This window comes from Flindersiella endophytica (genome assembly GCF_054779015.1).
This window is the reverse complement of record NZ_BAAGYY010000018.1, coordinates 198,596-222,402: the sequence shown is the minus strand read 5'-3', so window position 1 is coordinate 222,402 and position 23,807 is coordinate 198,596. Positions and strand designations below refer to the sequence as shown.

26 protein-coding genes are annotated in these 23,807 nt (G+C 70.9%); 16 read left to right on the top strand and 10 right to left on the bottom strand.

The features are described 5' to 3' along the window. Positions 1–7 precede the first annotated feature (7 nt). On the top strand, positions 8–766 hold the full coding sequence (locus tag ACYVF6_RS20150) for a GNAT family N-acetyltransferase (RefSeq protein ID WP_460523520.1): 759 nt from the start codon (positions 8–10) through the stop codon (positions 764–766). Then, on the top strand, positions 763–1,608 hold the full coding sequence (locus ACYVF6_RS20145; protein WP_460523518.1) for an arylamine N-acetyltransferase family protein: 846 nt from the start codon (positions 763–765) through the stop codon (positions 1,606–1,608). The genes ACYVF6_RS20150 and ACYVF6_RS20145 overlap by 4 nt, the downstream gene beginning before the upstream one ends. Here the strand turns inward: ACYVF6_RS20145 and ACYVF6_RS20140 are convergent. Next, the gene (locus tag ACYVF6_RS20140) at positions 1,575–2,693 is read right to left on the bottom strand and encodes an AMP-binding protein (protein WP_460523700.1); all 1,119 of its coding nucleotides are present in this window, start codon (positions 2,691–2,693) and stop codon (positions 1,575–1,577) included. The genes ACYVF6_RS20145 and ACYVF6_RS20140 overlap by 34 nt on opposite strands. Positions 2,694–2,893: 200 nt before the next feature. Here ACYVF6_RS20140 and menD point away from each other — a divergent pair, with 200 nt between their 5' ends. Then, positions 2,894–4,675: a 2-succinyl-5-enolpyruvyl-6-hydroxy-3-cyclohexene-1-carboxylate synthase gene (gene menD / locus ACYVF6_RS20135; RefSeq protein WP_460523516.1), complete on the top strand. Its 1,782-nt coding sequence runs from the start codon at positions 2,894–2,896 to the stop codon at positions 4,673–4,675. Positions 4,676–4,825: 150 nt separating this feature from the next. Beyond that, positions 4,826–5,179, top strand: coding sequence for an MmcQ/YjbR family DNA-binding protein (locus tag ACYVF6_RS20130; protein ID WP_460523514.1), 354 nt, complete (start codon positions 4,826–4,828; stop codon positions 5,177–5,179). Here ACYVF6_RS20130 and ACYVF6_RS20125 read toward each other — a convergent pair. Beyond that, the gene (locus ACYVF6_RS20125) at positions 5,174–5,611 is read right to left on the bottom strand and encodes a pyridoxamine 5'-phosphate oxidase family protein (protein WP_460523511.1); all 438 of its coding nucleotides are present in this window, start codon (positions 5,609–5,611) and stop codon (positions 5,174–5,176) included. The genes ACYVF6_RS20130 and ACYVF6_RS20125 overlap by 6 nt on opposite strands. Before the next feature lie 70 nt (positions 5,612–5,681). On the opposite strand from ACYVF6_RS20125, the gene ACYVF6_RS20120 reads away from it, so the two are divergent. After that, complete coding sequence (locus ACYVF6_RS20120; RefSeq protein ID WP_460523509.1) at positions 5,682–6,545, top strand: GNAT family N-acetyltransferase; 864 nt, start codon at positions 5,682–5,684, stop codon at positions 6,543–6,545. Here the strand turns inward: ACYVF6_RS20120 and ACYVF6_RS20115 are convergent. Continuing rightward, a complete protein-coding gene (locus ACYVF6_RS20115) occupies positions 6,518–7,351 on the bottom strand; it encodes a sugar phosphate isomerase/epimerase family protein (RefSeq protein ID WP_460523507.1) in 834 nt (277 codons plus the stop codon). The genes ACYVF6_RS20120 and ACYVF6_RS20115 overlap by 28 nt on opposite strands. A gap of 211 nt (positions 7,352–7,562) precedes the next feature. On the opposite strand from ACYVF6_RS20115, the gene ACYVF6_RS20110 reads away from it, so the two are divergent. Next, positions 7,563–9,209 carry an ABC-F family ATP-binding cassette domain-containing protein gene (locus ACYVF6_RS20110; RefSeq protein WP_460523505.1) on the top strand — a complete coding sequence of 549 codons (1,647 nt, stop codon included), beginning with the start codon at positions 7,563–7,565 and terminating at the stop codon, positions 9,207–9,209. On the opposite strand, the gene ACYVF6_RS20105 is transcribed toward ACYVF6_RS20110, so the two are convergent. After that, entirely contained in the window at positions 9,206–9,355 is a 150-nt protein-coding gene (locus tag ACYVF6_RS20105) for a DUF3885 domain-containing protein (RefSeq protein WP_460523503.1), read from the bottom strand. The two genes, ACYVF6_RS20110 and ACYVF6_RS20105, sit on opposite strands and share 4 nt — an antisense overlap. 30 nt (positions 9,356–9,385) lie before the next feature. Here ACYVF6_RS20105 and ACYVF6_RS20100 point away from each other — a divergent pair, with 30 nt between their 5' ends. Genes ACYVF6_RS20100 through ACYVF6_RS20085 form a run of 4 tightly spaced genes read left to right on the top strand, consistent with a single transcriptional unit; the run spans position 9,386 to position 11,952 of the window. Continuing rightward, the gene (locus tag ACYVF6_RS20100; RefSeq protein WP_460523501.1) at positions 9,386–9,925 is read left to right on the top strand and encodes a GNAT family N-acetyltransferase; all 540 of its coding nucleotides are present in this window, start codon (positions 9,386–9,388) and stop codon (positions 9,923–9,925) included. A gap of 48 nt (positions 9,926–9,973) precedes the next feature. After that, positions 9,974–10,654, top strand: coding sequence for a PAQR family membrane homeostasis protein (gene trhA, locus ACYVF6_RS20095; RefSeq protein ID WP_460523499.1), 681 nt, complete (start codon positions 9,974–9,976; stop codon positions 10,652–10,654). A 59-nt stretch (positions 10,655–10,713) separates the two neighbouring features. Then, positions 10,714–11,631 (top strand): esterase/lipase family protein, encoded by a 918-nt coding sequence (locus ACYVF6_RS20090; RefSeq protein WP_460523497.1) that lies wholly within the window; start codon positions 10,714–10,716, stop codon positions 11,629–11,631. Between the two features lie 12 nt (positions 11,632–11,643). Then, positions 11,644–11,952: a nucleoside triphosphate pyrophosphohydrolase family protein gene (locus ACYVF6_RS20085; RefSeq protein WP_460523495.1), complete on the top strand. Its 309-nt coding sequence runs from the start codon at positions 11,644–11,646 to the stop codon at positions 11,950–11,952. A 10-nt stretch (positions 11,953–11,962) separates the two neighbouring features. On the opposite strand, the gene ACYVF6_RS20080 is transcribed toward ACYVF6_RS20085, so the two are convergent. Beyond that, positions 11,963–12,763, bottom strand: coding sequence for an alpha/beta fold hydrolase (locus ACYVF6_RS20080; protein WP_460523493.1), 801 nt, complete (start codon positions 12,761–12,763; stop codon positions 11,963–11,965). Positions 12,764–12,786: 23 nt separating this feature from the next. On the opposite strand from ACYVF6_RS20080, the gene ACYVF6_RS20075 reads away from it, so the two are divergent. Continuing rightward, a complete protein-coding gene (locus tag ACYVF6_RS20075; RefSeq protein ID WP_460523491.1) occupies positions 12,787–13,785 on the top strand; it encodes a phosphotransferase enzyme family protein in 999 nt (332 codons plus the stop codon). Here ACYVF6_RS20075 and ACYVF6_RS20070 read toward each other — a convergent pair. Both ACYVF6_RS20070 and ACYVF6_RS20065 read right to left on the bottom strand, forming a co-directional pair. Next, positions 13,782–14,525 (bottom strand): PIG-L deacetylase family protein, encoded by a 744-nt coding sequence (locus ACYVF6_RS20070; protein ID WP_460523489.1) that lies wholly within the window; start codon positions 14,523–14,525, stop codon positions 13,782–13,784. The two genes, ACYVF6_RS20075 and ACYVF6_RS20070, sit on opposite strands and share 4 nt — an antisense overlap. Next, positions 14,522–15,388 carry a hypothetical protein gene (locus tag ACYVF6_RS20065; RefSeq protein ID WP_460523487.1) on the bottom strand — a complete coding sequence of 289 codons (867 nt, stop codon included), beginning with the start codon at positions 15,386–15,388 and terminating at the stop codon, positions 14,522–14,524. Before ACYVF6_RS20065 ends, ACYVF6_RS20070 begins: the two co-directional genes overlap by 4 nt. 131 nt (positions 15,389–15,519) lie before the next feature. On the opposite strand from ACYVF6_RS20065, the gene ACYVF6_RS20060 reads away from it, so the two are divergent. The 3 genes from ACYVF6_RS20060 (at position 15,520) to ACYVF6_RS20050 (ending at position 17,604) form a co-directional block, all read left to right on the top strand. Further along, positions 15,520–16,680 carry a sensor histidine kinase gene (locus ACYVF6_RS20060; RefSeq protein ID WP_460523485.1) on the top strand — a complete coding sequence of 387 codons (1,161 nt, stop codon included), beginning with the start codon at positions 15,520–15,522 and terminating at the stop codon, positions 16,678–16,680. Then, complete coding sequence (locus ACYVF6_RS20055) at positions 16,677–16,826, top strand: hypothetical protein (protein ID WP_460523482.1); 150 nt, start codon at positions 16,677–16,679, stop codon at positions 16,824–16,826. The genes ACYVF6_RS20060 and ACYVF6_RS20055 overlap by 4 nt, the downstream gene beginning before the upstream one ends. A gap of 172 nt (positions 16,827–16,998) precedes the next feature. Continuing rightward, entirely contained in the window at positions 16,999–17,604 is a 606-nt protein-coding gene (locus ACYVF6_RS20050) for a response regulator (RefSeq protein WP_460523480.1), read from the top strand. Positions 17,605–18,020: 416 nt separating this feature from the next. On the opposite strand, the gene ACYVF6_RS20045 is transcribed toward ACYVF6_RS20050, so the two are convergent. After that, positions 18,021–19,313, bottom strand: a complete 1,293-nt coding sequence (locus ACYVF6_RS20045) for an isochorismate synthase (protein WP_460523478.1) — start codon at positions 19,311–19,313, stop codon at positions 18,021–18,023. Positions 19,314–19,541: 228 nt separating this feature from the next. Between ACYVF6_RS20045 and ACYVF6_RS20040 the strand changes: the two genes are divergently transcribed. Continuing rightward, entirely contained in the window at positions 19,542–20,234 is a 693-nt protein-coding gene (locus ACYVF6_RS20040; RefSeq protein WP_460523476.1) for a class I SAM-dependent methyltransferase, read from the top strand. 4 nt (positions 20,235–20,238) lie between these two features. On the opposite strand, the gene ACYVF6_RS20035 is transcribed toward ACYVF6_RS20040, so the two are convergent. Beyond that, entirely contained in the window at positions 20,239–21,942 is a 1,704-nt protein-coding gene (locus ACYVF6_RS20035; RefSeq protein WP_460523474.1) for a carbohydrate-binding protein, read from the bottom strand. 157 nt (positions 21,943–22,099) lie between these two features. Here ACYVF6_RS20035 and ACYVF6_RS20030 point away from each other — a divergent pair, with 157 nt between their 5' ends. Then, positions 22,100–22,936 (top strand): GNAT family N-acetyltransferase, encoded by an 837-nt coding sequence (locus tag ACYVF6_RS20030; protein ID WP_460523472.1) that lies wholly within the window; start codon positions 22,100–22,102, stop codon positions 22,934–22,936. Positions 22,937–22,941: 5 nt separating this feature from the next. On the opposite strand, the gene ACYVF6_RS20025 is transcribed toward ACYVF6_RS20030, so the two are convergent. Beyond that, entirely contained in the window at positions 22,942–23,751 is an 810-nt protein-coding gene (locus ACYVF6_RS20025) for a TrmH family RNA methyltransferase (RefSeq protein ID WP_460523470.1), read from the bottom strand. Positions 23,752–23,807: the final 56 nt, after the last annotated feature.

Below are 23,807 nucleotides of genomic sequence, written 5' to 3'. Positions count from 1 at the left end.
TAAATCCATGCATTGGTGGGAGATCGCGTCGGAGGACGAGCTCCGGCGCGCGTGCGACGACGACGCGTTGGTCATGTGGGCAGGTCAGGGATTCGCTCCGGGCGTGCGCGCGTGGCGACGTCGCGACGCTGTGGCGGTCGCTTCGCCGTACCTCTCCTGCCGCGACCGGCTGGTCGTGCACGGTCCAGCCAAGCAGGTCGGCGCACTGATCCCCGAGGTTCTGGCCGAAGTCGGCCCGACGTACCGGCCGATCGGCGACTCCGAGTTGGTGAGCAGCCTCGTCGACCGGGTGTCCAGCCTCCAGCTGGCGCGGCGGTGCGGCTGGATGCAGACCGACCGGCCGGCACCGACTTCCGGTAAAGACGCCGGCGCCCGCTGGCTCGAGCCGCGGTGGGACGCGCTGGTGGCCGAGCTGCTGTACGACGCGTACCCGAACTCCTACGCGCGACCCGGACTCGCCGGCGTCCGCCGCTGGGCCGGCGCGGTCGACGCAGACGGCGAGCTGGCGGCCGTTGCCGCCGACGCCTGGAGCGCGCCGGGCGTCGGTTACCTGGCCGGGGTGGCGACCCGACCCACGGCGCGACGGCAGGGCTTCGGGCTGGTGGCGTTCCGGCTCGCGTTGGACACGCTGGTACGTGAGCACGGCCGGGCCGCGCTGATGGTCGACAGCGCGAACACCGGAGCACTGGGGCTCTATCACCGGATGGGCATGCGGTGGCGAGAGCTCGGCGCGGCTTGCGTGCCGGTGAGAAGCTCGGCAGCGTGAGCCTTCTCCCATACGACGCCGAGCTCCTGCGTGCCCTCTGCGAGCACATCGGGTTCGAGCCGGGTCCCGAGCGCGGGCCGGACGAGCTGGTCCGGCTGCACCGGGCGTTCCTCGACCGGGTTCCGTACGAGAACCTCGAGATCCAGCTGAGCCGCCGGACCACCATCCAGCCCGCGGACTCCGCGCGGCGGATCGTGACCGGGCGCGGCGGCTACTGCTTCCACCTGAACGGCACGCTCGCCGGCCTGCTGGCGACACTGGGATACGACGTGCGGCTGGCGCGCGGCAAGGTCACCGGCCATCCCGACACCGGCTGGGGCGAGCACCTCGTGCCGCTGGTCGACGTGCCGGGGGAGACCTGGGTGGTCGACGTCGGCCTGGGCGACGGCTTCAGGGATCCGATGCCGCTGGCGGAAGCCGCGCTGGAGCAGCACCCGTTCGCCTACCGCTGGGAACGCCTGGACGATCGCTACTGGCGCTTCCACCACGACGAGCGCGCCTCGATTCCCGGCTTCGACCTCGACACCGAACCCGTACCCCTGCAGGCCTTCGAGGCGATGCACGCCGAGCTCTCGACGTCACCGTCCTCGTCGTTCGTACAGAAGCTCGTCGTGCAGCAGCGACTGGCCGACCGCGCGCTGACCCTGCGCGGCTGCGTCTTCACCGAGGCCGCCGCCGACGGCGTACGCAAGCGCGAGGTCCTGGACGAGGCGGAGTGGTTCGGCCTGCTGTACGACACGTTCGGGCTGCGCCTCGCAGACATCGACGACGAGGCGTTGAGCCAGATGTGGAAGCGGGTCCGGACCGCTCACGAGAGTTGGGTGGCCGGCGGCCGGCCCTGACCCAGCGCGGCCCGGTCGAGCTTGCCGGAGGGGAGTAAGGGCAGGGCGGCGACGATGTGCACCTCCTTGGGCGCGTACGCCCGTGGGTGTGTCGCCGCCACCTGGGCCCGGACCGCTTCCAGGCTCGGCGCTTCAGCACCTGGCCTGAGGACGAGGTAGGCCACCACGCGCGCGCCCCACTCGGGATCCGGTTGCCCGGCGGCAGCCGCCTCGGCGACGCCCGGCAGCCCGGCCAGTGCGGCCTCGACCGCCTGCAAGGGCACGTTGACGCCGCCCGAGATCACCGTGTCGTCGACCCGGCCGACGATCTCGAGGCGGCCGTCGGGCGTGAGCCGGCCCAGGTCCTGCGTGACGTGGAAGCCGTCCGCCAGCGCCTCCTTGGTGAGGTCCGGCCGGCCGAGGTAGCCCGAGAAGACCACCGGTCCACCGATCCGTACCCGGCCGTCCGCGCCGAGCTCGATCCGTACTCCGTCGAGCGGGACCCCGTCGTAGACGCAGCCGCCGCTGGTCTCGGTCATGCCGTACGTCGTGACCACCCGCACGCTCGCCGCCAGCGCGCGCTCCAGCAGGGCAGCGGAAGAGGCGGCGCCACCGAGCAGGACCGCGTCGTAGGACCGCAGCGCGTCGACGGCCGCCACGCCCGCGTCGAGCAGGCGGGAGAGCTGCACCGGCACCAGCGAGGTGTACCTGCGACCGGCTCCGGCCAGCCGTTCGGTCGCTGCCGCGAACTCGCCGAGCCCGTCGAGATGGACCGGCGAGGTCCCTGCGACCAGCGAACGGACCAGGATCTGCAGCCCCGCGACCCGCGTCGCAGGGAGCGCCAGCAGCCAGGCGCCCGGGCCGCCGATCCGCTCGTAGGTCGCCGAAGCCGAGGCCAGCAGCGCCTCGGCGGACAGCATGACGAGCTTCGGCTCGCCGGTGGAACCCGATGTGGGCAGCACCACAGCGGGCCGTGTGCCAGGGAGTGACTCGGAGAGGGGGAGTTCCCTGGACAAAGCGGCTCGGATACGGTCGTCACCTGGGTCTTGGCCGAGCGGAGTGACGGCCGGGCCCTGGCCAGCGAGGGCACGCTCCAGCGCAGGCACGAGCGTGTGCGACACGTCGTCGTAGGTCGCGGCCGAGAGCGTGATGGGCCTTGTGTGGCGGGTATCCACCAGGCAAGGCTACGAGGGCATCTTTCGTAACGGTTTGCGACAGCCTTGCCAAAGCTTGACCAGACTGTCGCTTTGTCGGAGCACGAAAGGCAGGAGGGTGCGCTCATGATCAGGCGTGGGGACGCTGCACCGTGACTGATCCAACCCGCCCGAGACAGCGGCCGCGGATCCCGAACCCGTCGACCGCACTGGCTCAGGTCTTCGTCGACGAGCTGTGGCGCTGCGGTGTACGCGAAGCTGTGATCGCGCCCGGATCCCGGAGTGCCGCGCTGGCGTTCGCGTTCCACGGCGCCGACCAGCAGGGCCGGGTCCGCCTGCACGTACGCGTCGACGAGCGCAGCGCGGGGTTCCTCGCGCTCGGCCTGGCCAAGGCGTCGCGCCGGCCGGTTCCGATCGTGTGCACGTCGGGCACCGCCGCGGCCAACCTCCATCCGGCCGTGCTCGAGGCCAGCCACACCGGCGTACCGCTGATCGTGCTGACCGCCGACCGGCCGCCCGAGCTGCGCGGAGTCGGTGCCAACCAGACGACCGACCAGGTGAAGCTGTACGGCGACGCCGTGCGCCTGTTCCACGAAGTGGGCGCGCCGGAGCGGCGGGCGGGCCAGAACGCCTACTGGCGCGAGCTGGTCAACCGTTCGCTCGCGGTCGCTCGCGGCTTCCGCGATCGCGCGCCCGGGCCGGTACACCTCAACCTCGCGTTCCGCGAGCCGCTGGTGCCCGACGTCGAGGAGGGCTCGGGCGATTGGCCGGAGTCGCTGTCCGGGCGGCGCGGCAACGTGCGCTGGACGCGGATCGAGCGGCTCGCGACCGACCGGATCAGCTGGCTGGAGGCCGGCCCGCGAACCGTCGTCGTCGCCGGTGACGGCGCCGAGGCGCAGGCCCGCTGGCTGGCCGAGACCGCTGGCTGGCCGCTGTTCGCCGAGCCGACCAGCGGCGCGCGCTCGGGGCCGAACGCACTCGGGCCGTACCGCCTGCTGCTCGACTCCGGGATCGACCTGGTGGAGGGCATCCAGCGGGTCGTCGTCTACGGCTGGCCCACGCTGTCGCGGCCGGTGAGCCGGCTGCTCGCACGCGACGACATCGAGATCGTCGTGGTCGCCCGGCGCCCGCCCTGGCCCGACCCGGCACACCGTGCGACCCGCGTGACGGCGACGGTGGCGCTGGAGGGTACGACCGACGGCGCCGGGCGGCGCGAGCCGGACGCCTGGCTGGCCGGATGGCTGGCCGCCGACCAGACGGCGCGGGAGGCCGTGGAGGACGTCCTGCTGCGCGAGCCGCGCTACACCGGACTGCACGTGGCGCGCGAGGTCGCCTCGGCGGTGCCGGGTGGAGGCCTGCTGGTGGCGGGTTCCTCCAACCCCGTAAGAGACCTCGACCTCGCCGGCCTCCCGTGGGACAACCGCCTGGTCGACGAGGGCGGCCGGATCGACCCGCGGGCACATCGCAAGGTGATCGGCAACCGCGGACTCGCCGGCATCGACGGCACGGTCTCGACCGCGATCGGTGCCGCACTGGTGCACCGGACCGGCCCGGCCTACGCGCTGATGGGCGACCTCACGTTCCTGCACGACGCGAACGGCCTGGTCCGCGGCCCGTACGAGGCTCGGCCCGACCTCACGGTCGTCATCGTCAACGACGACGGCGGAGGCATCTTCTCCACGCTGGAGCAGGGCGCGCCGACCTACTCCGAGTCGTTCGAGCGCCTCTTCGGCACCCCGCACGGTGTCGACATCGCCGCTCTCGCCGCGGCGACCCGCACGCCGTACACCCTGGCGACCAACGGCGAAGAACTGCAGGCGGCGCTGTCGAGGGCCCGCGGCCTGCGGCTGGTGGAGGTTCCGATCGACCGTTCCCGCACCCGAGAGCTCCACGACCGGCTGCGCAAGGCGGTGTTCGCCTCCCTCAGCGGCTGAGAAGTGTCCGTCGGACTGGGAGGAACGCCGTGCGAGGGACGGTCCCGGCCGATCGCCACGTACGCCGGCGAGCCGGGCGGCGTCGGCTTCCTCGCGGCCTGGACCGGCCGGCGGAGCCGGCCGGCCCGACGCGGCGCTAGCGTGGCCGCCATGACGAGGGACGAGGTGTTTCGCGTGTGTGCGGGCCTGCCGAACGCGGTCGAGGACTATCCGTTCGGCGATGGGGTCGCGGTGTTCAAGGTCGGCGGCCGGATGTTCGCGCTGCTGCCGCTCGAAGGCGACCCGGCCAGCGTGAACCTCAAGTGCGAGCCGGAGCTGGCCCTGGAGTTGCGGGCGCGCTTCCCGGCCGTGACACCTGGCTATCACCAGAACAAGCGGCACTGGAACACCGTCGTGCTGGACGGGTCGATCGAGGACGACGAACTGATCGAGATGATCGAGCACTCTCACGACCGGGTCGTCAGTCAGCTGCCCAAGGCGGAGCGCGCCAAGCTCGGGCTATGAGTACACCCGCGCCGGCGTGATCAGCACCGCGGTCCGCCGCTCCTCTGCCATCACCCGGTCGTAGGTGTCCCAGTCGTCGTGGGTGCCGCCGGCGGCCGTGAAGATGTCACGCAGCAGGATCCGCAGCGCTTCGCTGTCGACTTCCGGGCGCGGATCGTCCGGGCCGATCAGGTCGGCGTTGCCCTCGACTCCTGCCCAGCGCCAGCCGGCCCGGACGACGATCGTCGCTCGTGGGTCGGCACGCAGGTGGCTGAGCTTGCGCGAGCTTCCGATCGCCACCAGCCCGACGACCTCGATGCCGGTGAGCGGGTGTGGCAGCACACCGGCGTTGACCACGGACGACTGGAGGCTGCCGTCCGGGCGCGCGGTGCTGAGTACGCAGAGGCCATGGTCGAGCGGAACCAGGCCGGCGAAGGCCGAGATGTCGGTCACGATCGGGATCCTTTCGGCTGTCGGCGAGAACACCTCTCCCAACGCTCGCGGGTCGTCTAGTCTGCCCGGCATGCGGTGCGAAACGACCAGTGATGCCGAAGTGTTCTGGCAGCAGGCGCACGCCTGGCTGGAACGCGAGCCGGCACTGCACTCCGTGATCCTGGGCAACGTCCTCTCCCGTCGCGACGCCCGGCCTCCTGCCGGTGCGCGAGCGACGTTCGCCGCCGTACTCGAGGAGGCCGGTGGCCAGGTCGTCGGCGCCGCGATGCACACGCCGCCGTTCCAGGTCATGATGACCGCGATGCCCCTCCCGGGAATCGAGGCACTTGCCGACGCGCTGCTGAAGGTCTGCCCCGACGCGCCGGGGGTCACCGGGATCTTCGAGTACGCCACGGAGTTCGCCCGGATCTGGTCGGAACGCACCGGTTGCGGCGTCGAGGTGACGATGCGCCAGCGCCTGCACGACGTCGCCGAGGTGATCCCGGCCCGCCCGGTGACCGGCGAGCCGCGCCTGGCCGGGCAGCACGACCGCGACCTGCTGGTCGCCTGGACCGAGGCGTTCGAACTGGAGGCCGAGAGCGGCCTCGGCGTACCCTCCGGCACCGCCGGCGCCAACGTCGACGCCCGGCTGCTGGAGGACCGGGCGTTCGTCTGGGAGGACGGCGGCCGCCCGGTGTCGTACACCGGCATCTCACACACGATCGCCGGCGTGACCAGGGTCGGCCCGGTCTACACGCCGCCCGAGCTGCGCGGGCGTGGGTACGCCTCCGCGCTGGTCGCGGCCGTCACCCAAGGTGCGCTCGACGCGGGTGCCAGGCGGTGTGCGCTCTACACCGACCTGGCCAACCCGACGTCGAACAAGATCTACGCGGCGGTCGGCTACCGTCCGGTCGCCGACCTCGTCATCTACAAGTTCACCGAACGCAGCGCCTGAGCGGTCTTCTCCGCCGCCTCCTGCGGCGTGCCGAGGTCGCGGATGAACGGCTCGGCCTTGACCGGCCCGTCGTACCCGATCTCGCGCAGGGCTCCGAGGAAGCCGGCCACGTCGATCACGCCGGTCGCGCCGGGCATGCCGCGCTCGTTGTCGATCTGCTCGTCGGCCGTACGACCAGGCAAGGCGTCGTTGACATCGGCGGCGACGATCTGCTGGTTGGTGAGCGTACGCAGGTCGTCGGCCGTCTCGCCCGAGGTGAACCAGTGGAACGTGTCGAGCACGATGCCCACGTTCGGGTTCCCGACCGCGGCGATCAGCTCGCGCGCCTCCTTCAGCGTGTGCACGAACGGGTAGAGCTCGGTCGACCAGAACGTCTTGGGCCCGACGTACTCCAGTCCGAACCGCAGCTCGCCGGCCGCGAACACCTCGCCGGCAAGCGCGATCCGCTCGACATGCTTGGCGAAGTTGCGGCGGTACGTCAGCTCGTTGTGCATCGGGCGGATCCAGGTGCCGACCCGCTCGACGCCGGCCTCGCGCAGCACGCCAGCTGCCTCGCCGAGGTCTGCCAGCTGCCGGCCGAACGTCGCGGCGTCGGCGTTCAGGTCGATCGGCGCACCGCCCGAGCCCCAGCGCAATCCCTGCTCGGCAAGGCGGTTGGGCAGCGCGGCGCGTTCGCTTGCGGAGAGCGTACGAAGGTAACGGAGGTCGGGGTCGATCCCGCCGTAGCCGAACTCCGCCGCCAGCTTGACGGCTTCCTCGAACTCGACTTTGATGCCCTGTGCTCCGGGGCTGAGACTCGTGTACATGGCTTCCAGTCTTTCCCAGGCGCCCGGCCAGATGCCCGATTGGGCGGCGACCGGGTTCGGACATCGGTTTCCAGGTTGACGTGGTGGGCTATGCTTCTAGGCGTCCCCGACGAAGGAGCACACTGAATGACAACGTGAGCCCGAGCTTGCTTTTCCGCTCGTTACGGCTGCCGTCATCTCTGTACGGCGCTTTGGCTCATTGGAGTTGTCAGTGCTACTTGGTTCTATCGATTTCAGGGACGTCCAACTCTTCCTCGGCCCTCAGCTCGTGCTGGGCGGCGTCTCGGCCGCTGTCGGCGCTGGTGACCGGCTCGCGATCGTCGGGCCGAACGGTGTGGGCAAGACCACTCTCCTGCGCGTCCTGGCAGGTGAGCTGACGCCCGACTCCGGCGTGGTGCGTCGTAGCCCGTCGACGGCGACGGTCGGCCTGCTGCCGCAGGAGCGTGACGCGCGAGCCGGCGAGACGCTGGAGGGCTATCTCGCCCGGCGTACCGGCGTGACGGTCGCCGAGGCCGAGCTGGAGGCGGCGACGCAGGAGCTCGCGGCTGGCGCGGCGGGCGCTGACGAGAGGTACTCCCTGGCGTTGGAGCGCTACCTCGCGCTCGGCGCCGCCGACCTGGACGTGCGCGCGCCTGGCGTACTCGCGGAGCTCGGCCTGGACCCGTCGCGGCTGCCGACGCAGGTCTCGGGCCTGTCGGGCGGGCAGCTGGCCCGGCTGGCGCTGGCGTCGGTGCTGCTGGCGAGGTTCGACGTCCTGCTGCTCGACGAGCCGACCAACGACCTCGACGTGGCCGGGCTGGAGCGGCTGGAGCACTACCTCCTCGGCCGTCAAGGCGGGCTTGTCCTGGTGTCACACGACCGGACGTTCCTGTCGAAGGTGTCGACGTCGGTGCTGGACATCGACGAGTTCTCGCGTACCGGCACGGTCTACGGCGGCGGCTTCGACGTCTACCTCGAGGAACGCGAACGGGCGCGGGCGCTGGCGCAGGAGGCGTACGAGAAGTACGAGGAGAAGCGCGAGGCGCTGACCGAGCAGGCGCGGCGGCAGAAGGAATGGGCGCGGTCCGGCGTCGGACGAGAGCAGCGTCACCCGCGCGACAACGACAAGGCGCAGCGCGACTTCCGGATCAACCGCACCGAGAAAGGTGCGGCGGGTGCGGCGCGGGCGCTGAAGGCGATCGACCGGCTGGAGGCCGTGGAGGAGCCGCGTACTCCATGGGAGTTGCGGCTGTCGCTGGACGCTGCTTCGCGTAGCAGCGACCGGGTGGCGGGGCTGTCGTCGGTGGTGGTCCAGCGGGGGTCGTTCCAGCTGGGGCCGGTGTCTCTCGACATCCGCTACGGCGACCGGCTGGTGGTCGTGGGGCCGAACGGGTCGGGCAAGTCGACGCTGATCTCCGTACTGCTGGGGACGCTCGAGCCGACATCCGGCTCGCGCTGGCTCGGCCGTGGAGTCGTGATCGGCGAGATCGACCAGGTGCGGCGGGGGATGTCGCCGTCGGAGGCGCTGCTGGCTTCGTTCCGGTCGGCGTCCGGTCTCGACGAGACGGAGGCGCGCTCGCTGCTGGCGAAGTTCGGCCTGGAAGCCGACGACGTGCTGCGGCTGACGGGCTCGCTGTCGCCGGGGGAGCGGACGCGGGCGGACCTGGCGTTGCTGGTCGCGCGGCAGGCGAACCTGCTGGTGCTCGACGAGCCGACCAACCACCTGGACCTGCCGGCGGTGGAGCAACTGGAGCAGGCACTCGCGTCGTACGACGGCACGCTGATCCTGGCCTCCCACGACCGCAAGCTGCTGTCCGCGGTGCAGCCGACCCACCTCGTCCGGGTCGATGCCGGTGAGGTGACGGTGGAGTCGGCCTAGAGCCCCTGGGGATGTCGCGACAACCAGCCGGGGTGGGCCGCGCGCAGCCGGTCACGTTCGGCGGTGGTGTCGAGGATGCAGTCTGCGCCACCGTCGTACGTATGATGCAGGCTTCCGTTCACCTCCTCGGGCGAAATCCGGTTCACGTCGCCGATTCTCGCGAACATACTGGGGCGATGTTCACCGGCGACCAGGTGACCCTGCGCGGCGTGACGCGCGCGGACCTGCCCGTACTCCTCACGTACTACAACGACCCCGAGGTCGACCTCGCCGCCGGCGACCTGCCGTCACCGACGTCGATGGAGCGGCTGGAGAAGTGGTACGAGCGGCTGGTGGAGCAGCAGCCGATGCGCCGCTTCGCCATCGAGGTCGACGGCCGCTTCATCGGGACGTGCCTCCTACAGGACCTCGACGAGACCGCCGGCCACGCCGAACTCGGCATCACGATCGGCGCCAAGGACTGCTGGGGCCAGGGCTACGGCCGGGAAGCGATCCAGCTCCTGCTCGACTACGCGTTCCGCCTGGCCAACCTCCGCCGCGTCTGGCTGCGCACCCACGCAGCCAACAAGCGCGCGATCCGCGCGTACCGGGCGGTCGGCTTCGTGGAGGAGGGCCGCCTGCGGGAACACCAGTGGCTCGCCGGGCGATACGTCGACACAGTGGTGATGGGCATCCTTCGCTCGGAGTTCGACTCGCCGTTTGTTACTCACCGGTAGGGTTGGCTGCAGGAGCTCTGCGAAACCGCGCGAAGGGAGGGCCACCCCATGCACATGCCAGACGTCGGCACCGCCGCCCACGAGGTCAAGGAGACCGTCAAGGCGGTCAAGCCGAAGCTGCGTGGCTGGCTGCACGCCGGCACCTTCCCCATCTCCGTCGCGGCGGGAATCGTGTTGGTTGTTCTCGCGCCCACCACGGTCGCCAAGGTGTCGACGGCGGTTTTCGCGGTCACCGCCGCGATGCTCTTCGGTGGCTCTGCTCTCTACCACCGCTTCAACTGGTCGCCCGAGGTCGCCGCGGTCCTTCGCAGGCTCGACCACGCCAACATCTTCCTGATCATCGCCGGCACCTACACACCGTTCACGCTGATGCTGCTCGACAACCGCAACGCCACGATCCTGCTCAGCCTGGTGTGGGGTGGCGCGCTGATCGGCGTCGCGTTCCGGGTGCTGTGGTTGAAGGCCCCACGCTGGCTCTACGTACCCGTCTACATCGCGCTCGGGTGGGCGGCCGCGTTCTGGCTGCCCGACTTCTTCCACGACAGCGTCGCGATCGCCACGCTGGTCATCGTCGGCGGGCTGCTGTACTCCGCCGGCGCGATCATCTACGCGACCAAGAAGCCCAACCCGTCGCCGCGGTGGTTCGGGTTCCACGAGGTCTTCCACACGTTCACGATCCTCGCGTTCATCACGCATTACGTCGGCATCTCGCTGGCCGTTCACGCTTAGCACTAGACGGCGGTACGTAACGTCACTACGCTCCACGGGTTATGTGGAGCTTTCGCCGGTTGGCCACCGTTGTCCTGCTTGCCGGTTCGCTGACGGTTGGTGCCGCGGTCCCGCAGGCCCAGGCCGCCGACGCGGCCGAACGAACGAGGGTCGTCGACGCCGCGGTCGCGATCACGACGTCCGTCCTGTTCCCGAACGCCGACCCGCCGGGCGCGAACAACTGGCGGTGCCGGCCCACCAAGGCGCACCCCCGTCCGGTCGTGCTGCTGCACGGCACGTTCTTCAACTCCTACGCCAACTGGGGCATGGTCGCGCCGGAGCTGGCGGCCGACGGCTACTGCGTCTTCGCGCTCAACTACGGCGACGAGCACGGCATCGCGGTCAAGGGCACGGCCGCGGTCCCGCAGTCGGCGACGGAGGTCGCGCTGTTCGTCGACAAGGTGCTGCAGGCGACGGGCGCCGAACAGGTCGACATCGTGGGCCACTCCCAGGGCGGCGGTCTGCTGCCGCGCTGGTACCTCAAGTTCGAGGGCGGCGCCGGCAAGGTGCACAGCCTGGTCGGCATGGCGCCGAGCAACCACGGCACGACCGTCGACGGGATCGGCGCGCTGGCCGAGCAGCTCCGCGTGTGGGGCCTGGCGGCTCCGGTCCTCGGCCAGGCCGCCGCCGACCAGCAGGTCGGCTCGGCCGTCAACCGCAGGCTCGACGCCGGCTACGACACGGTGTCCGGCGTCACCTACACCACGATCGTCAGCAGGTACGACGAGGTGGTCACGCCGTACACCAACCAGTTCCTCACCGCCGGCCCGGGCGCCCGCGTCACCAACGTCCTGCTCCAGGACGTCTGCGCGAACGAGGTCAGCGAGCATGTCGCCGTCGCCTACGATCCGGTGGCGATGCGCCTGGTCCGCAACGCCCTCGACCCGGCACACGCCCGCAAGCCCGACTGCGGTCTCGTTCCGCCGGTTCTTCCGTGACAATAGGCGGTCATGGACGTCGAAGCAGCACAGCGAACGGCGTGGGCGAACAAGCTCGCGAAGGGCTTCAACACCACTGACGTGCCCATGGAGTTCTGCTACCTCCAGGGCGAGATCACCGAGGCGTTCGAGGCCTGGCGCCACCAGCCGCCGGAGCTCGGCGAAGAGCTCGCCGACGTCGCGATCTACGTGCTCAGCCTCGCCGAGATGACCGGCGTAGACCTGAGTGCGGAGATCGAACGCAAGCTCGCCAAGAACGCAGCGCGGGTCTACGAACGCGACGAACGCACCGGCGTGCTCCGTGAGGCCAGGCCGCGGTGAGCCCGCGTGCTCAACCGGTCGTCACGGACGCGACGAGTGCGGCGGCGTCGCGGGCGACCCGTTCCGGTTGCTCCCACAGCACGAGATGGCCGGTGTCGTCGTAGACGGCCAGCCGCGAGCCGGGGATCGCGGCGCGCAGCCGCTCCGCGTCCTCCCGGGGAAGCAGGTCGTCGCGGCCGCCCCAGATGACGATCGTTGGAGCGGTGATCGTTCCGGCCTCGGTCGGGGGTACGGCGGCGCACAACCCGGCCAGGCTCGCGCGCCAGACGTGCGCGGGCATTTGCGCTCCATCGTCGATCCGGTCCTCGACGTACCACGCCGGCACCTCGTGAAAGACCGGGAACCAGGCGAGTGAGTCCCGCACCCACGCTCGATCCACCGGGTCGGTGAGACGCTCCACCTCCTCCGCGAACGGCGGCCGGCCCTGAAGGCTGCGCGGCGCCCCGACGAGCACCAGTCCGGCAACGCGATCCGGTGCGCTCACCGCGACCTGCTGCGCGACGTACCCACCGCTCGACGAGCCCAGCAGGACGGCCGAGCGTACGCTCGCCGCGTCCAGGAACGCCTCGACGTCGGTGGCGATCTCGGCGAGCGTGTACCCATCGGCCGGCCGGTCGGCGTGGCCGTGCCCACGCAGGTCGGGCGCCAGCAGGCGAAGGCCGGCGGGCAGCAACGGCAGCAGCCGGTCGAACGACGCTGACGACTCGGCCCAGGCGTGCAGCAGCACAACGGGGCTGCCGCCGGGATCGCCTTGCTCGATGTACGGAACGGTTATCCCGGTAGCCAGGCGAGCCTTCCGTGTCTGGTGCACGGCTCGATCGTAGGCTTGCCCGAATGGGTGTCGAGCAACTGGCCGGCGTTGTCAGCGCGTACGGCCTGGGCGAGCTCCGGCGCAGCACGTTCCTGCCGGTCGGTGCGATGAACCGGAGCTGGCGCGTCGACACCGCCACTGGCTCGTACGCGGTCAAGCACGTGCTCGACAGTGACGCAGAGACGATGGCGCGGCAGCATACGATCACGACGGCTCTTGCCGACAAGGGATTTCCGATCGCGCGGCCGCTTCGCACGGAGACGGGCGACAGCGTGCTGCGTCTGGGAGACGACCTGTTCTCCGTTGTCACGTGGGCGGAGGGCGAGCACCCGGACTGTCTTCAGCTGAGCCGAGAGCAGTGCCGCCGGATCGGCGTCCTGCTGGGGGAGTTGCAGCTGGCTCTTGCCGTCCTGCTGCCGCCGACGCCACGCAACGCCAGGACGACGGTGCCGGATCCGGCGCGGACGTTCGCCGAGATCGAGCGTTACCTTGCCCAGATCGACGCGCTCGCCGAGCCGGACGACTTCGACGCCTATGTGCGTGAGCGCCTTCCCGAGCGCCGAGACCTCCTGCGCCGTTGGATGCCGGCGATGCCGCCCGAGCGCGAGCTCGGCCCGTACGGCTGGACGCACGGCGACTTCCACGACAACAACCTGCTGTGGGCGAACGGCTCCGTCCAGGCCGTCATCGACTGGGACCGGCTGCGCGTCCACCTGCTGGCCAACGAGCTGGTCCGCTCGGCATCGTTCATGTTCGCGCGTGGGGACGAGCCGCCGGATCTGGAACGCGTCTCGGCCTATGCCGCCGGCTACCGCTCGGTCATCGACCTGACCGACGACGAGCTGGCTGCCGCTGCCGACGTGCGTTTGTGGCACAACCTCACCGGCCTCTGGCCGCTGGACATGCGGTACGACCGCGGCGACACTTCGGCCGACTTCGCCTTCGTGGCAAGCAGCCGGCTGCTCCCCTGGTGGTGCGACAACCGGGCCGCGTTCAACCTGGCCCTGCTCGGCGACGGTTAGAACGCACGGAAGTACTCCCGGTGCCGGGCCGCGTCGGCGACCGCGCGCAGCACTACTCCGTCGCCCACGCGGCCAGCCGGATCGACAAGGTCCTCCAGCGGTCGCGAGCCGAGCCCGGGGTAGTAGCCGTCCAGCGCCGCCGCCCTGGATTCCCTTGCCTGCGTGGCCGGATCCAGCTCCAGTACGTCGGCTTCGTCCACTCCGCTGACGCCGCCGGACCCGATCGGCTGGCCGGGCGCGAGCGCGCCGAGCCGTTCGACGGCCGCCGAGACGTCGGTGGCGCGCAGGCAGCCGGCCAGGACGATCGGCACTCGGCCGCCGGCAGCGGCCAGGACGGCCTCGTGCGCCCGTACGTGATCGGGATGGCCGGTCACACCGCTTGCGTCGTTGGTGATCAGCACGTGCGGCTCGAACGCGGCCACGAACTCCGCGACGGCCGCCACCACCTCCTCGAGCGGCGCGGCGGCCAGCGAGTTCGAAGCACCGGACCGGCCGAGGTCCTGCCAGAGTCCGGGCCGCAGCTGCGTGCCGGAAGCGCCCAGGGCAGCACACGCACGGTCGTATCTCTCCACCTGCACAGGCCCGAACACCTCACCGCCGGTCAGCGTCGCCAGCCGCACCTCGCACCCGAGAGCGGCGTACGTGGCGAACGTCGCGCCGGCGAAGAAGGTCTCGTCGTCAGGATGGGCGAAGACCCCGGCGACCCGGGTGCTTCGCCCATCCGGCAGTGGAAGGCTCACAGGAAGAAGATAATCGTGAGCCCGATCACCAGGTCGACGACGCCGCACCATTCCGACCAGGCGCGCGGCACCACCTTGTTGACCACGAAGTGCCAGCCGTCCCATGCGGCGTGCGCCAGCCAGCCGGCCGCGATCAGGTAGCGGGCAACGTCCGGTTGCACCGACAGCGCGACCGCGACCAGCGCGACGTACCCCACCATCCCGGCGATCTGCAGCACCAGCATCCGCCGGTCGCGGAACGCCTTGCGGGCAACGCCGAACAGCAGGTACGCCGAGGGCAGCAACAGCATCGCGATCGCGGGCGGCACCATCGGGTCGGCCCAGTTGTCGATCGTCACCACCAGCGCCAGCCAGGTCGGCCAGCGCCGCGCGACGGCGGCCAGGAACCCGGTCGAGCGGCCGGCATCGGCGGCGGCGTGCTGGTGCTTGCCGCTGTACTCGTCCAGCCGCAGCAGCATGGCGATCAGCATCGCCGGCAGCATCAGTACGTGCCCGCCCGTGGTGACCACCTCACCCGGAAGCAGGCCGAACCAGTACGGCACGAGCAGCAGGATGAACGGCACGTACATCGCCGTGCCCATCTCGGCGACGGCGGCCCAGCCGTGGCCGCGGACGCGCATCCAGATCGCCATGCCGAGCGTCATGTTCGTCGCCATCACGAGCGCGCCGGCGTCGACTCGGTCGAGCAGGGCAACGGCGCCGGGACCGATTACGGAGGCCAGCGTCTCCCAGACCGGCTCGAACACCAGCATGCCGACGACCATCGCGACGACCATCTCGAAGTAGTGCAAGCCGAACCGGAGGACGGGACGCCTGGCGGGGGAGCGGCGCCGGCTCGTACCGGCAGAAGGTGGGTTTGTCATGTAGCCAAGGCTTGGGTCGCGGCCGCGCAATCCGTACCCTCGCGGCTCCTCCCTTCGCCCTGCGGATCGCATGGCCTGGCCGTGCGGATCGCATGGGTCGTGCGGGCGCCGCGGGCGCATACGATCACCGCATGGTGAGCGAGGAAACCCAGCCGCGGCCCGAGCAACGGCTGCAGCGCGTGCGGTTCGTGACGCTCGTCTCGCTCACGATCACCGCGTGGACGAGCCTGATCATGCCGGGCGTCGGGCTGTTCCGCGAGACCAGGGAGCTGTGGATCTGGCTTGGCGGGCTCGGCATCCTGCTGTTCGCGGTGGGCCAGTCGGGCGTGCTGTACGCCGCCGTCACGCCGTGGTTGACGTCTCGTTCCCGAGGCCGGCTGTTCTGGGCCTTCGGGGCGACGGTGGTCGCGTCGATCGGGCTGGCCGGGCCGCTGGCCGCCGGGCGGTGGGCGACCTGGGCGTGGTTCGGTGCGTCGATCGTGGGCACGGCACCGCTGCTGTTCCGGCGCTGGCGGCTGGTCGCGGCGTGTTTCGCGACGCTGGCCGTCGCCGTGGGCGTGGCGGTGTGGACCGGCGGCTCGGTACGCGACTCCCTGATCATCGCGGGCGGTATCGGGGCGGGCGTGGCGGCGTTCAACGCGCTGCAGGTGTGGTTCTGGGACCTGCTGGTGCAGGCCGAGCAGGGCCGCCGGGCGCAGGCCCAGCTGGCGGCGGCGGAGGAGCGGCTGCGGTTCGCCCGCGACGTACACGACCTGCTGGGGCACAACCTCTCGGTGATCGCGCTGAAGGCGGAGCTGGCGGCGCGGCTGGCGCCCGTGGACGCCGCACGGGCAGGCCGGGAGGCCGCCGACGTTCAGCACCTGGCCGCGTCGGCGCTCACCGAGCTGCGCGAGGTCGTCCACGGGTATCGGACGATCTCGCTGCGCGAGCAGCTCGCCGCCGTCCAGGAGATCCTGCGGTCGTCGGGCGTACGCTGCACGGTTGCCGAGCCGGAGGCCGAGCCGCCGCCGGAGCTCGCGGCACAGCTGGTGCCGGTGCTGCGGGAGGCGAGTACCAACGTGCTGCGGCACAGCCGGGCAAGCTGGTGCACGATCGACGTGGCGTGGGACCAAGGCGAGGTACGAATGACAGTGGCGAACGACGGCGTGACGAGTGCAGGCCCCGACCGGTACAGCTCCGGGCTGCGCGGCCTGGCCGACCGCCTGGCCGAAGCCGGCGGCGTGCTGCGCACGCGCAGCGAGGACGGCGTCTTCACCCTGGAGGCGACCGCGCGCCCGGTGATGGCGCGATGACCGGCGTTGTGCGGGCTGGTGGTGCGGCCGGCGAGTCTGTGCTGGCGGCACGTTGCGCGGGTGCGGGTGGCCCGATGACCGGTGCGGTTGCGGCCGCCGGCTTCATGCTGGTGGCAAGCCGCGTGGGCGCGGTGATGGCGCGATGACCGGCGTTGTGCGGGCTGTTGGTGCGGCCGGCGAGTTCACATTGTCGGCAGGTCGCGCGGCCGGTGGTGGCGCGATGACCGATGTGCCGCGTGCCGGTGGCGGTGTGTCTCGGACCGGTGTGCTGTGTGCTGGCGCCTTCGCGGCGGCGGCGAGTCTGTGGGCGGTGGCGCGGTGATCCGTGTCCTGCTGGCCGACGACGAGGATCTGATCCGGGTGGCGCTCGCCGCGTTGCTCGATCTCGAAGAAGACCTCGAGGTCGTAGCGCAGGCGGCGGATGGTCGGCGCGCTGTGGAGGCCGCGCTCGCGCACCGGCCGGACGTCGCGGTCGTCGATTTGGAGATGCCTGCCCTGACCGGGCTGGAGGTGGCCAAGGAGCTGGCCCGGGCGCTGCCGGCCTGCGCGGTCGTGATCCTCACCGGCAAGGGCCGGCCGGCCCACCTGCAGCGCGCGCTGTCCGCCGGCGCGAAGGGGTTCCTGCCGAAGGGCTCGCCGGGTGGCGCGCTGGCCGATGTGATCCGCCGGGTGCACGGGGGAGCGCGCTACGTCGACCCGTCGCTGGCGGCAGAGGCGTTGAGTACGCCGGACTGCCCGTTGACCGCGCGTGAGCTCGACGTGCTGCGCGCTGCCGAGCACGACACCCCGGTCTCGGTGATCGCGCGCCAGGTACACCTCTCGCCGGGGACGGTCCGCAACCACCTCGCCGCGATCGTCACCAAGCTCGGCGTACCCGGCCGTTCCGAAGCAGTACGTCTGGCCCGCGACAACGGCTGGTTCTGAGCCGTCGGGCTTGGGGTCTTGGATGTGCGCCCGTACCTGCAGCCGCTTGCCTGCCTCTACACCGGCGAGCCTGCCATGGCGAAGTGCGACGATTCCGTAGACAACCTCGTTGCCAACCTTGTCCACAAGATCGTCGACAATCCTGTCGCCAACTTTGTCTACAAAACGGTCGCCAGTCAGGATTGCGGCCAAGGTTGGCGACAATCCTGTCGCCAAGGCTCGCTGGACCGGGTGGCGTTGCGATTGTGTAGACGATCCTGTCGCCAATCGACTGGCGCGCGATTGGCGACGATTTCGTCGACATATTTGTAGACGATCTTGGCGCCGCGATTGTCGCCAAAACTGTCGCCACTTTGGCCCGGGCGCAACAGGCCTTGCTCACGCCGCGGCCTGGCCCTGACCCTGGCCCGGCCGGTTCAGCCTTCCAGCGCGTCGCGGATCGGGATCAGCTTGGCCTGGGTTTCGGCCAGCTCGGCTTCCGGAACGGAGTCGACGACGATGCCGCAGCCTGCGAACAACCGCATCCGCGCCGGATCGTCGCTGTCGACCTGAGCGCAGCGCAGCGAGAGCCCCCACTCACCGTTGCCCGCGGCATCCATCCAGCCGGTCGGACCGGCGTAGCGGCCGCGATCCATGCCCTCCAGCTCCGCGATCATCGCCTGGGCCGCGCGCGTCGGCGAGCCGCACACGGCGGCGGACGGGTGCAGCGCGGCGGCCAGGTCGAGCGAGGTCGCCGCGTCCGACATCACGCCGGTCACGTCGGTCGCGAGGTGCATGACGTTCGGCAGGTGAAGGACGAACGGCGACTCCGGGACGTTCATGCTCGAGCAGTGCGGCATCAGCGCATCGGCGACCGAACGGACGGCGTACTCGTGCTCCTCCAGCTCCTTGCTCGACCGCGCCAGCGACGCCGCCAGCTGCAGGTCGTGCGCGTCGTCGTCGCTGCGGCGGATCGTGCCGGCCAGTACGCGCGAGCTGACCAGCCCGTTCTCCAGCCGGACGAGCAGCTCGGGCGTCGCGCCGAACAGGCCGGCGACGGAGTACGTCCAGCACGCGGGGTAGCGCTCGGCCAGCCGGTTGAGCAGCCAGCGCAGGTCGTACGGCTCCTCGGCGTCGGCGAGCAGGTCGCGCGCGACGACCACCTTGTCGAGCTCGCCCTCGTCGATCCGGCGGACCGCCTCGGCGACCGCGGCGACGTACGCCGGACCGGTCACCGCGCCGTCGGCGAACGCCACGCCCCGCGGCCGGCGGGCCGGCGAGTCGGAGCGCAGCTCTTCGATCGAGGGCGGCCGAGGCAGCGCCGGCTCGGTGGAGACCGTGGTCAGCCAGCATCGATCGTCGCGGCGCCCGATCACGGTCTCGGGCACGATCACCATTGACGTACCGGGCTCGTCGGCGAACGCGAACGAACCGAACGCGACCAGCCCCGAGCCGGGCTGCGAAACCTCGTCGCGGACGGCCGCGGTGGCGGAGACCTCCGCCCACCAGGCGACCGCGTCGGCGAACCGGTTGGGGCCGGACAGCTCCAGGCGCACGGCCTCGCCATGGCCGACGAGGCCGTCGCCCCGGCGTACCCACACCAGCGGCTGGCCCTGGGGCAGCAGGTCGAGGATCTCGATGTCGGACAGCTCGGTCGTACGTACGACCAGGCGCGGCACGTCCGGCGAACCCGCCGGTTCCGCGGCCGCAGCAGCGGGTGATCTCGTCACGACAACCCAGATTAGGCCCTGTCTCCCAAAGAGCGTTGGTTAAGCTCGCGGCGCATCCGCGCCGCGCTGCCGGTGCCGCGGGCCGAAGCTCGTGTCGGGCATACTCGCAAGGTCTGCGGTGCCGGCAGCGTGGATGCGGGGCGTCGCGAGTCAGACGATATTTGCGAGGCGGGGCCTTAGGCAGGGCCGGTGCCGGATATCGCGAGCAGGGCGTGAGAAATTGGCCACGTGAGCAGAGCCACCCTGGACAAGGCGCCCGGCGAGGTCGCCGCGATGTTCGACGACGTCGCCCGCCGCTACGACCTGGTCAACGATGTGCTGTCGCTCGGCCAGGACCGGTTGTGGCGCCGCCAGGTGCTGCGCGCGCTCGACCCGAGGTTCGGCGAGCGGGTGCTCGACCTGGCCGCGGGCACAGGTGTTTCGAGCGAGCAACTGGAGCACGACGGCGCGTACGTCGTGCCGGCCGACTTCTCGCTCGGCATGCTGCGGGTCGGCAAGCACGACCGCCCCGGCCTGCCCTACGTCGCGGCCGACGCCCTGCGGCTCCCGTTCGCCGACGACGCGTTCGACGCGGTGACGATCTCGTTCGGGCTGCGCAACGTACAGGACGTCGACCAGGCGCTGCAGGAGATGCTGCGGGTGACCCGGCCGGGTGGCCGGTTGCTGGTGTGCGAGTTCAGCCGGCCGACGTTCGGGCCGTTCCGCAAGGTCTACATCGAGTACCTCATGCGCGCGCTGCCGGCGGTCGCGCGCCGGATCTCCTCCAATCCGGAGTCGTACGTCTACCTCGCCGAGTCGATCCAGGTGTGGCCGGCCCAGCGTGAGCTGGCGGCGCTGATCGCGGGCGCGGGGTGGAGCCGCGTGGGCTGGCGCAACCTGTCCGGCGGGATCGTGGCGATGCACCGGGCGTACAAGCCGTAGCCGCTCAGGCCAGCTGGATGTAGTCCAGCTCGGCGTACCCCGTCCCGCCGGCGAAGAACGGCGATCCCTTCGCGAGCCGGATGGTGTTGTAGCCGGCGCGCAGGCTGACCGTCGCCGTGACCGAGGCGAACTGCCCCCAGCCCGGCGTCGGCGGGTAGCTGACCGTCGACCAGCCGCCGCCGTTGTACGCCAGTCCCTGCGTCGACGTCGCGCCGGTGCCGTTGGCGTACCGGATCGTCATCGTGTACGAGCGGGCCGCCGGCACGTTGACCACGAAGTCGACGTAGCTGTCGGTACGGAAGTCGCCGCTGTTGTTGATCCCGCCGACGTACCACCCGTTCGACGCACCACTGCCGGACCTGCGCTGCGCCCGGAACACCGACGCGTTCTCGGCTTCGAACCGCGACGCGGCAGGCGCGCCGGCCGTCGACTCGACCGTCAGGTGGTAGCCGTACCGCGCGTTCATGTTCGGCACGCTGACGGTCAGCTCGCCACCCGAGACCGTCCGCGTGGTGTCGGAGATCAGCGTCGGCGCGCCCACCGCGGTGAACCGGTCGGTGTCGGGCACCGACTCCAATCGCACGCGTACGGACGAGCCGAGCGCGCCGAGACCCGTCAGCCGCACCGCGTTGGTGCCGGACTCGTTGCCGAACACCACGCCGACGCTGCGCCGGTAGGGGTCGTGGGCCGCGAACCCGTCCAGCGCGGTCTGCGTCTGCGGCGTCGTGGTCACCATCGAGCCGGCCAGGTCGCCGTACCACTTGTAAAGCCACCAGTGCGCGGTCGGCTGGCTGTTGTTGACGACGAGGCCGTTCACCGTGCCGTACTCGTTCCAGAACGCGCGGTTCGCCATCTCCACGCCGGCCCGCTCCAGCTTCGCGACGTACGACGTCTCGAGCCCCGGCACGTAGACCTCGTCGGTCCAGGCGTACTCGTTGATCGAGATCGGCCGGGGGCTGATGCCGAGCTCGCGTTCCAGCGCGCGGTACGCGGCCACGTTCGCGGCGATCTGCGGTGCGGTGTGGTTGAGCTCGTGCCAGCAGATGACGTCGGGCAGCGCGTTGTTGTTGCGCGCGTTGGTGAGGAACGACCGCATCCAGTCGGGCCGCCAACCGGTGATGCTCGGGCCCACGATCGGCGTGACGGTGTCGCGCGAGCGCACGCGCTGGAACGTACGCACCCAGCCGGCGTTGAAGTCGCCGGCCGCGGCGGTGTTCCAGGTGAAGTCCGGCTCGTTCCAGAGTTCCCAGCCCTCGACGTTGGTGACCGACGTGGCCGCCAGCCGCGCGCTGACCTGGGCGTCGACCTTGGCGAGCCAGTCGCTCCAGCTCACCCACTGATAGGGGAACGTCGGGTAGATGTCGGGCATCCGGATCACCATGCCGGCGCCGGCGCGGATCGCCTGCTGCGCGACCCGCAGCGAGTCGCCGCCGGGCGGCTGGCCGTTCGGGCGCTGCTGGACGCCGGGCGCGGGCTGGACGACGTTACGCAGGTGGAGCGGGTAGAGCAGGCTGTCGGGCGGCCGGTCGTTCTCGGCGAGCGCGTACAGGCCGCCGGACGCGATATGCGTCACCGGCCGGAACGGCGCGGCGACGTTGACGGTGAGCGTGCTGTTCGCGGCCTGAGCGGTCGTGGCCGGGCCGGCCGTCACCGCGCACGCGGTCAGCAGGGCGGCGGCCAGGGCGGCACGGACGGGTCGTACGGGCATGGGGCACACCTCTGCTGCTCGGGTGGCCGGCACGTCCTTGCGGTGGAAAACCTTTTCCTTATCGTCGAACGTAGGCCGTATCCGGAGGTGCCGTCAACGCCGGTTCGAATCCGTTCGACGGCTGACGTACCGCCTTCCGGATGGAATGCTGTGGCGAATGAGGTTGGACGACGTTCTGGTCTTCGACGCCGAGCTGCGCGGACTGCGCCTGCTCGGGAGCCTCTCCCGGCCGAAGGTGCCCGTCCGCGTGGAGGACGTTCCGGGCGCGATGTGCCTGTGGGGACCTCCCGCTGCCAACGGCGGCCATCGTTACGAGGTCCGGCTCGTTCCGGGCAGCGGAGTCCCGCTCGTGGAGGTGTTGCGCGCGATCCGGGCCAGCAAGGTGCGGCCGCCGGGCGGGCACCTGTACCTCCGAGGCGTCGCCGCGAGCTTCGACGCCGGCACCGTTGCCTGGTTGCGGGAGCGGGCCGCCGGCCGGGAGACGACGGGCCCGCACGCGATGATGGCGTACGACCTGCGGTCCATCGACGCCTCGGCCGAACTGCCCGAAGGGCTCACCGCATCCGTCGCGCGGACCGCCGAGGACCTCGCCAGGCTACGTTCGGTCGCCCGCCAGGTCTATGTCGGGCAGGGCGAGGCCGACGCCGACGCGGGCGAGGACAACGTCGACTTCTTCCACGCGCCCGGCACGATGACCTACCTCGCGGTCGGCCAGAACGGGCAGACGGTCTCGACCGGAAGCATCCTCCTCGTCGACGGCGTGGCCAACGTCTGGACCGTCGCCACGCTGCCGGCCGCGCGTGGCCAGGGCGCCGCCTCCGCGATCGTGCGGGCGGCCTGCGCCGAAGCCCGGCTGCAGGGTGCGTGGGCGGCGGTGTTGCGTACCAGCGACGACCTGGCCAGGGAGAACGGGCTCTACTACAACGTGGGCTTCCGGTTCGTAGGCCACGAACACGCGTGGAACCTCGACAGCGTCGACGAGCTCGACCTCTGAGGCTGCTACCAGTTCTGCTTCTGGGCGCGGGCCTCGAACAGCAGGACGGATGCCGAGATCGACACGTTCAGGGAGTCGGCACGGCCGAGCATCGGAAGGAACACGCCGGGAAAACCGGCCTCGCGCCACACCGGTGAGATGCCGAACCGCTCGCTGCCGAGGACGAACGCGGTGCGCGAGTCGCGGTAGTCGTAGTCGCGATAGTTCTTCGCGGCGGCCGTGTCGGCGAGGTAGACCTCGAACTCGTTGGCCTCGAGCCAGCCGACGGCCTCGGACGTGTCGTCGAAGTCGAGTACGGGGATGGTCAGGATCATGCCCTTGCTGGCCCGGAACACCTTCGGATGGGTGAGCCGCGCCTTGCGATTGGTCAGGATCAGCGCGTCGGCGGCGCAGGCATCGAGGGTGCGGATGAGCGTGCCGAGGTTGCCGGGGATCTCCACCCCGTCGGCGACCGCGACCAGCGCGTTGTCGGGGAGAGTGAGCTGGTCTGGCTCCCAGACCGGGATCTGCGTGATCGAGACCAGGCCGTCGGGGCGCTCGCGTTCGGCGAGGCGGGCGAGGGTCTTCTCGCTGACCCGGAACGCGAGCCGGGCGTGGTGGGCCAGCCGCTCGGCGAGCTCGGTGATCTCGTCGGAGTAGCCGGCCTCCGGGCACCAGAAGAACGTGTCGATCGGCGCGTCGACCTCGAGCAGCCGCTCGTGCGCCCACAACCCTTCGGCGACAACGAGCCGGCGGGGGTTGGGGCCCGCGTTCTTGATGATCGACAGCGCCTGCTTGACCTTGTGGTGCTGGGCGCCGATCTGCTGAAGTTCCATCGCGCGGCCATCCTATGCGGGTGCGCGTGGGCGGGCGGCCCGAGCCGCTTGCCACC

Bases quoted from the DNA above. Each gene is read 5' to 3' on its own strand.
- ACYVF6_RS20120 (WP_460523509.1), top strand. From the start codon at position 5,682: ATGCGGTGCGAAACGACCAGTGATGCCGAAGTGTTCTGGCAGCAGGCG.
- ACYVF6_RS20100 (WP_460523501.1), top strand. From the start codon at position 9,386: ATGTTCACCGGCGACCAGGTGACCCTGCGCGGCGTGACGCGCGCGGAC.
- ACYVF6_RS20065 (WP_460523487.1), bottom strand. From the start codon at position 15,388: ATGACAAACCCACCTTCTGCCGGTACGAGCCGGCGCCGCTCCCCCGCC.
- ACYVF6_RS20060 (WP_460523485.1), top strand. From the start codon at position 15,520: ATGGTGAGCGAGGAAACCCAGCCGCGGCCCGAGCAACGGCTGCAGCGC.
- ACYVF6_RS20150 (WP_460523520.1), top strand. From the start codon at position 8: ATGCATTGGTGGGAGATCGCGTCGGAGGACGAGCTCCGGCGCGCGTGC.
- ACYVF6_RS20085 (WP_460523495.1), top strand. From the start codon at position 11,644: ATGGACGTCGAAGCAGCACAGCGAACGGCGTGGGCGAACAAGCTCGCG.
- ACYVF6_RS20035 (WP_460523474.1), bottom strand. From the start codon at position 21,942: ATGCCCGTACGACCCGTCCGTGCCGCCCTGGCCGCCGCCCTGCTGACC.
- ACYVF6_RS20025 (WP_460523470.1), bottom strand. From the start codon at position 23,751: ATGGAACTTCAGCAGATCGGCGCCCAGCACCACAAGGTCAAGCAGGCG.
- ACYVF6_RS20115 (WP_460523507.1), bottom strand. From the start codon at position 7,351: ATGTACACGAGTCTCAGCCCCGGAGCACAGGGCATCAAAGTCGAGTTC.
- trhA (WP_460523499.1), top strand. From the start codon at position 9,974: ATGCACATGCCAGACGTCGGCACCGCCGCCCACGAGGTCAAGGAGACC.
- ACYVF6_RS20130 (WP_460523514.1), top strand. From the start codon at position 4,826: ATGACGAGGGACGAGGTGTTTCGCGTGTGTGCGGGCCTGCCGAACGCG.
- ACYVF6_RS20055 (WP_460523482.1), top strand. From the start codon at position 16,677: ATGACCGGCGTTGTGCGGGCTGGTGGTGCGGCCGGCGAGTCTGTGCTG.
- ACYVF6_RS20030 (WP_460523472.1), top strand. From the start codon at position 22,100: ATGAGGTTGGACGACGTTCTGGTCTTCGACGCCGAGCTGCGCGGACTG.
- ACYVF6_RS20075 (WP_460523491.1), top strand. From the start codon at position 12,787: ATGGGTGTCGAGCAACTGGCCGGCGTTGTCAGCGCGTACGGCCTGGGC.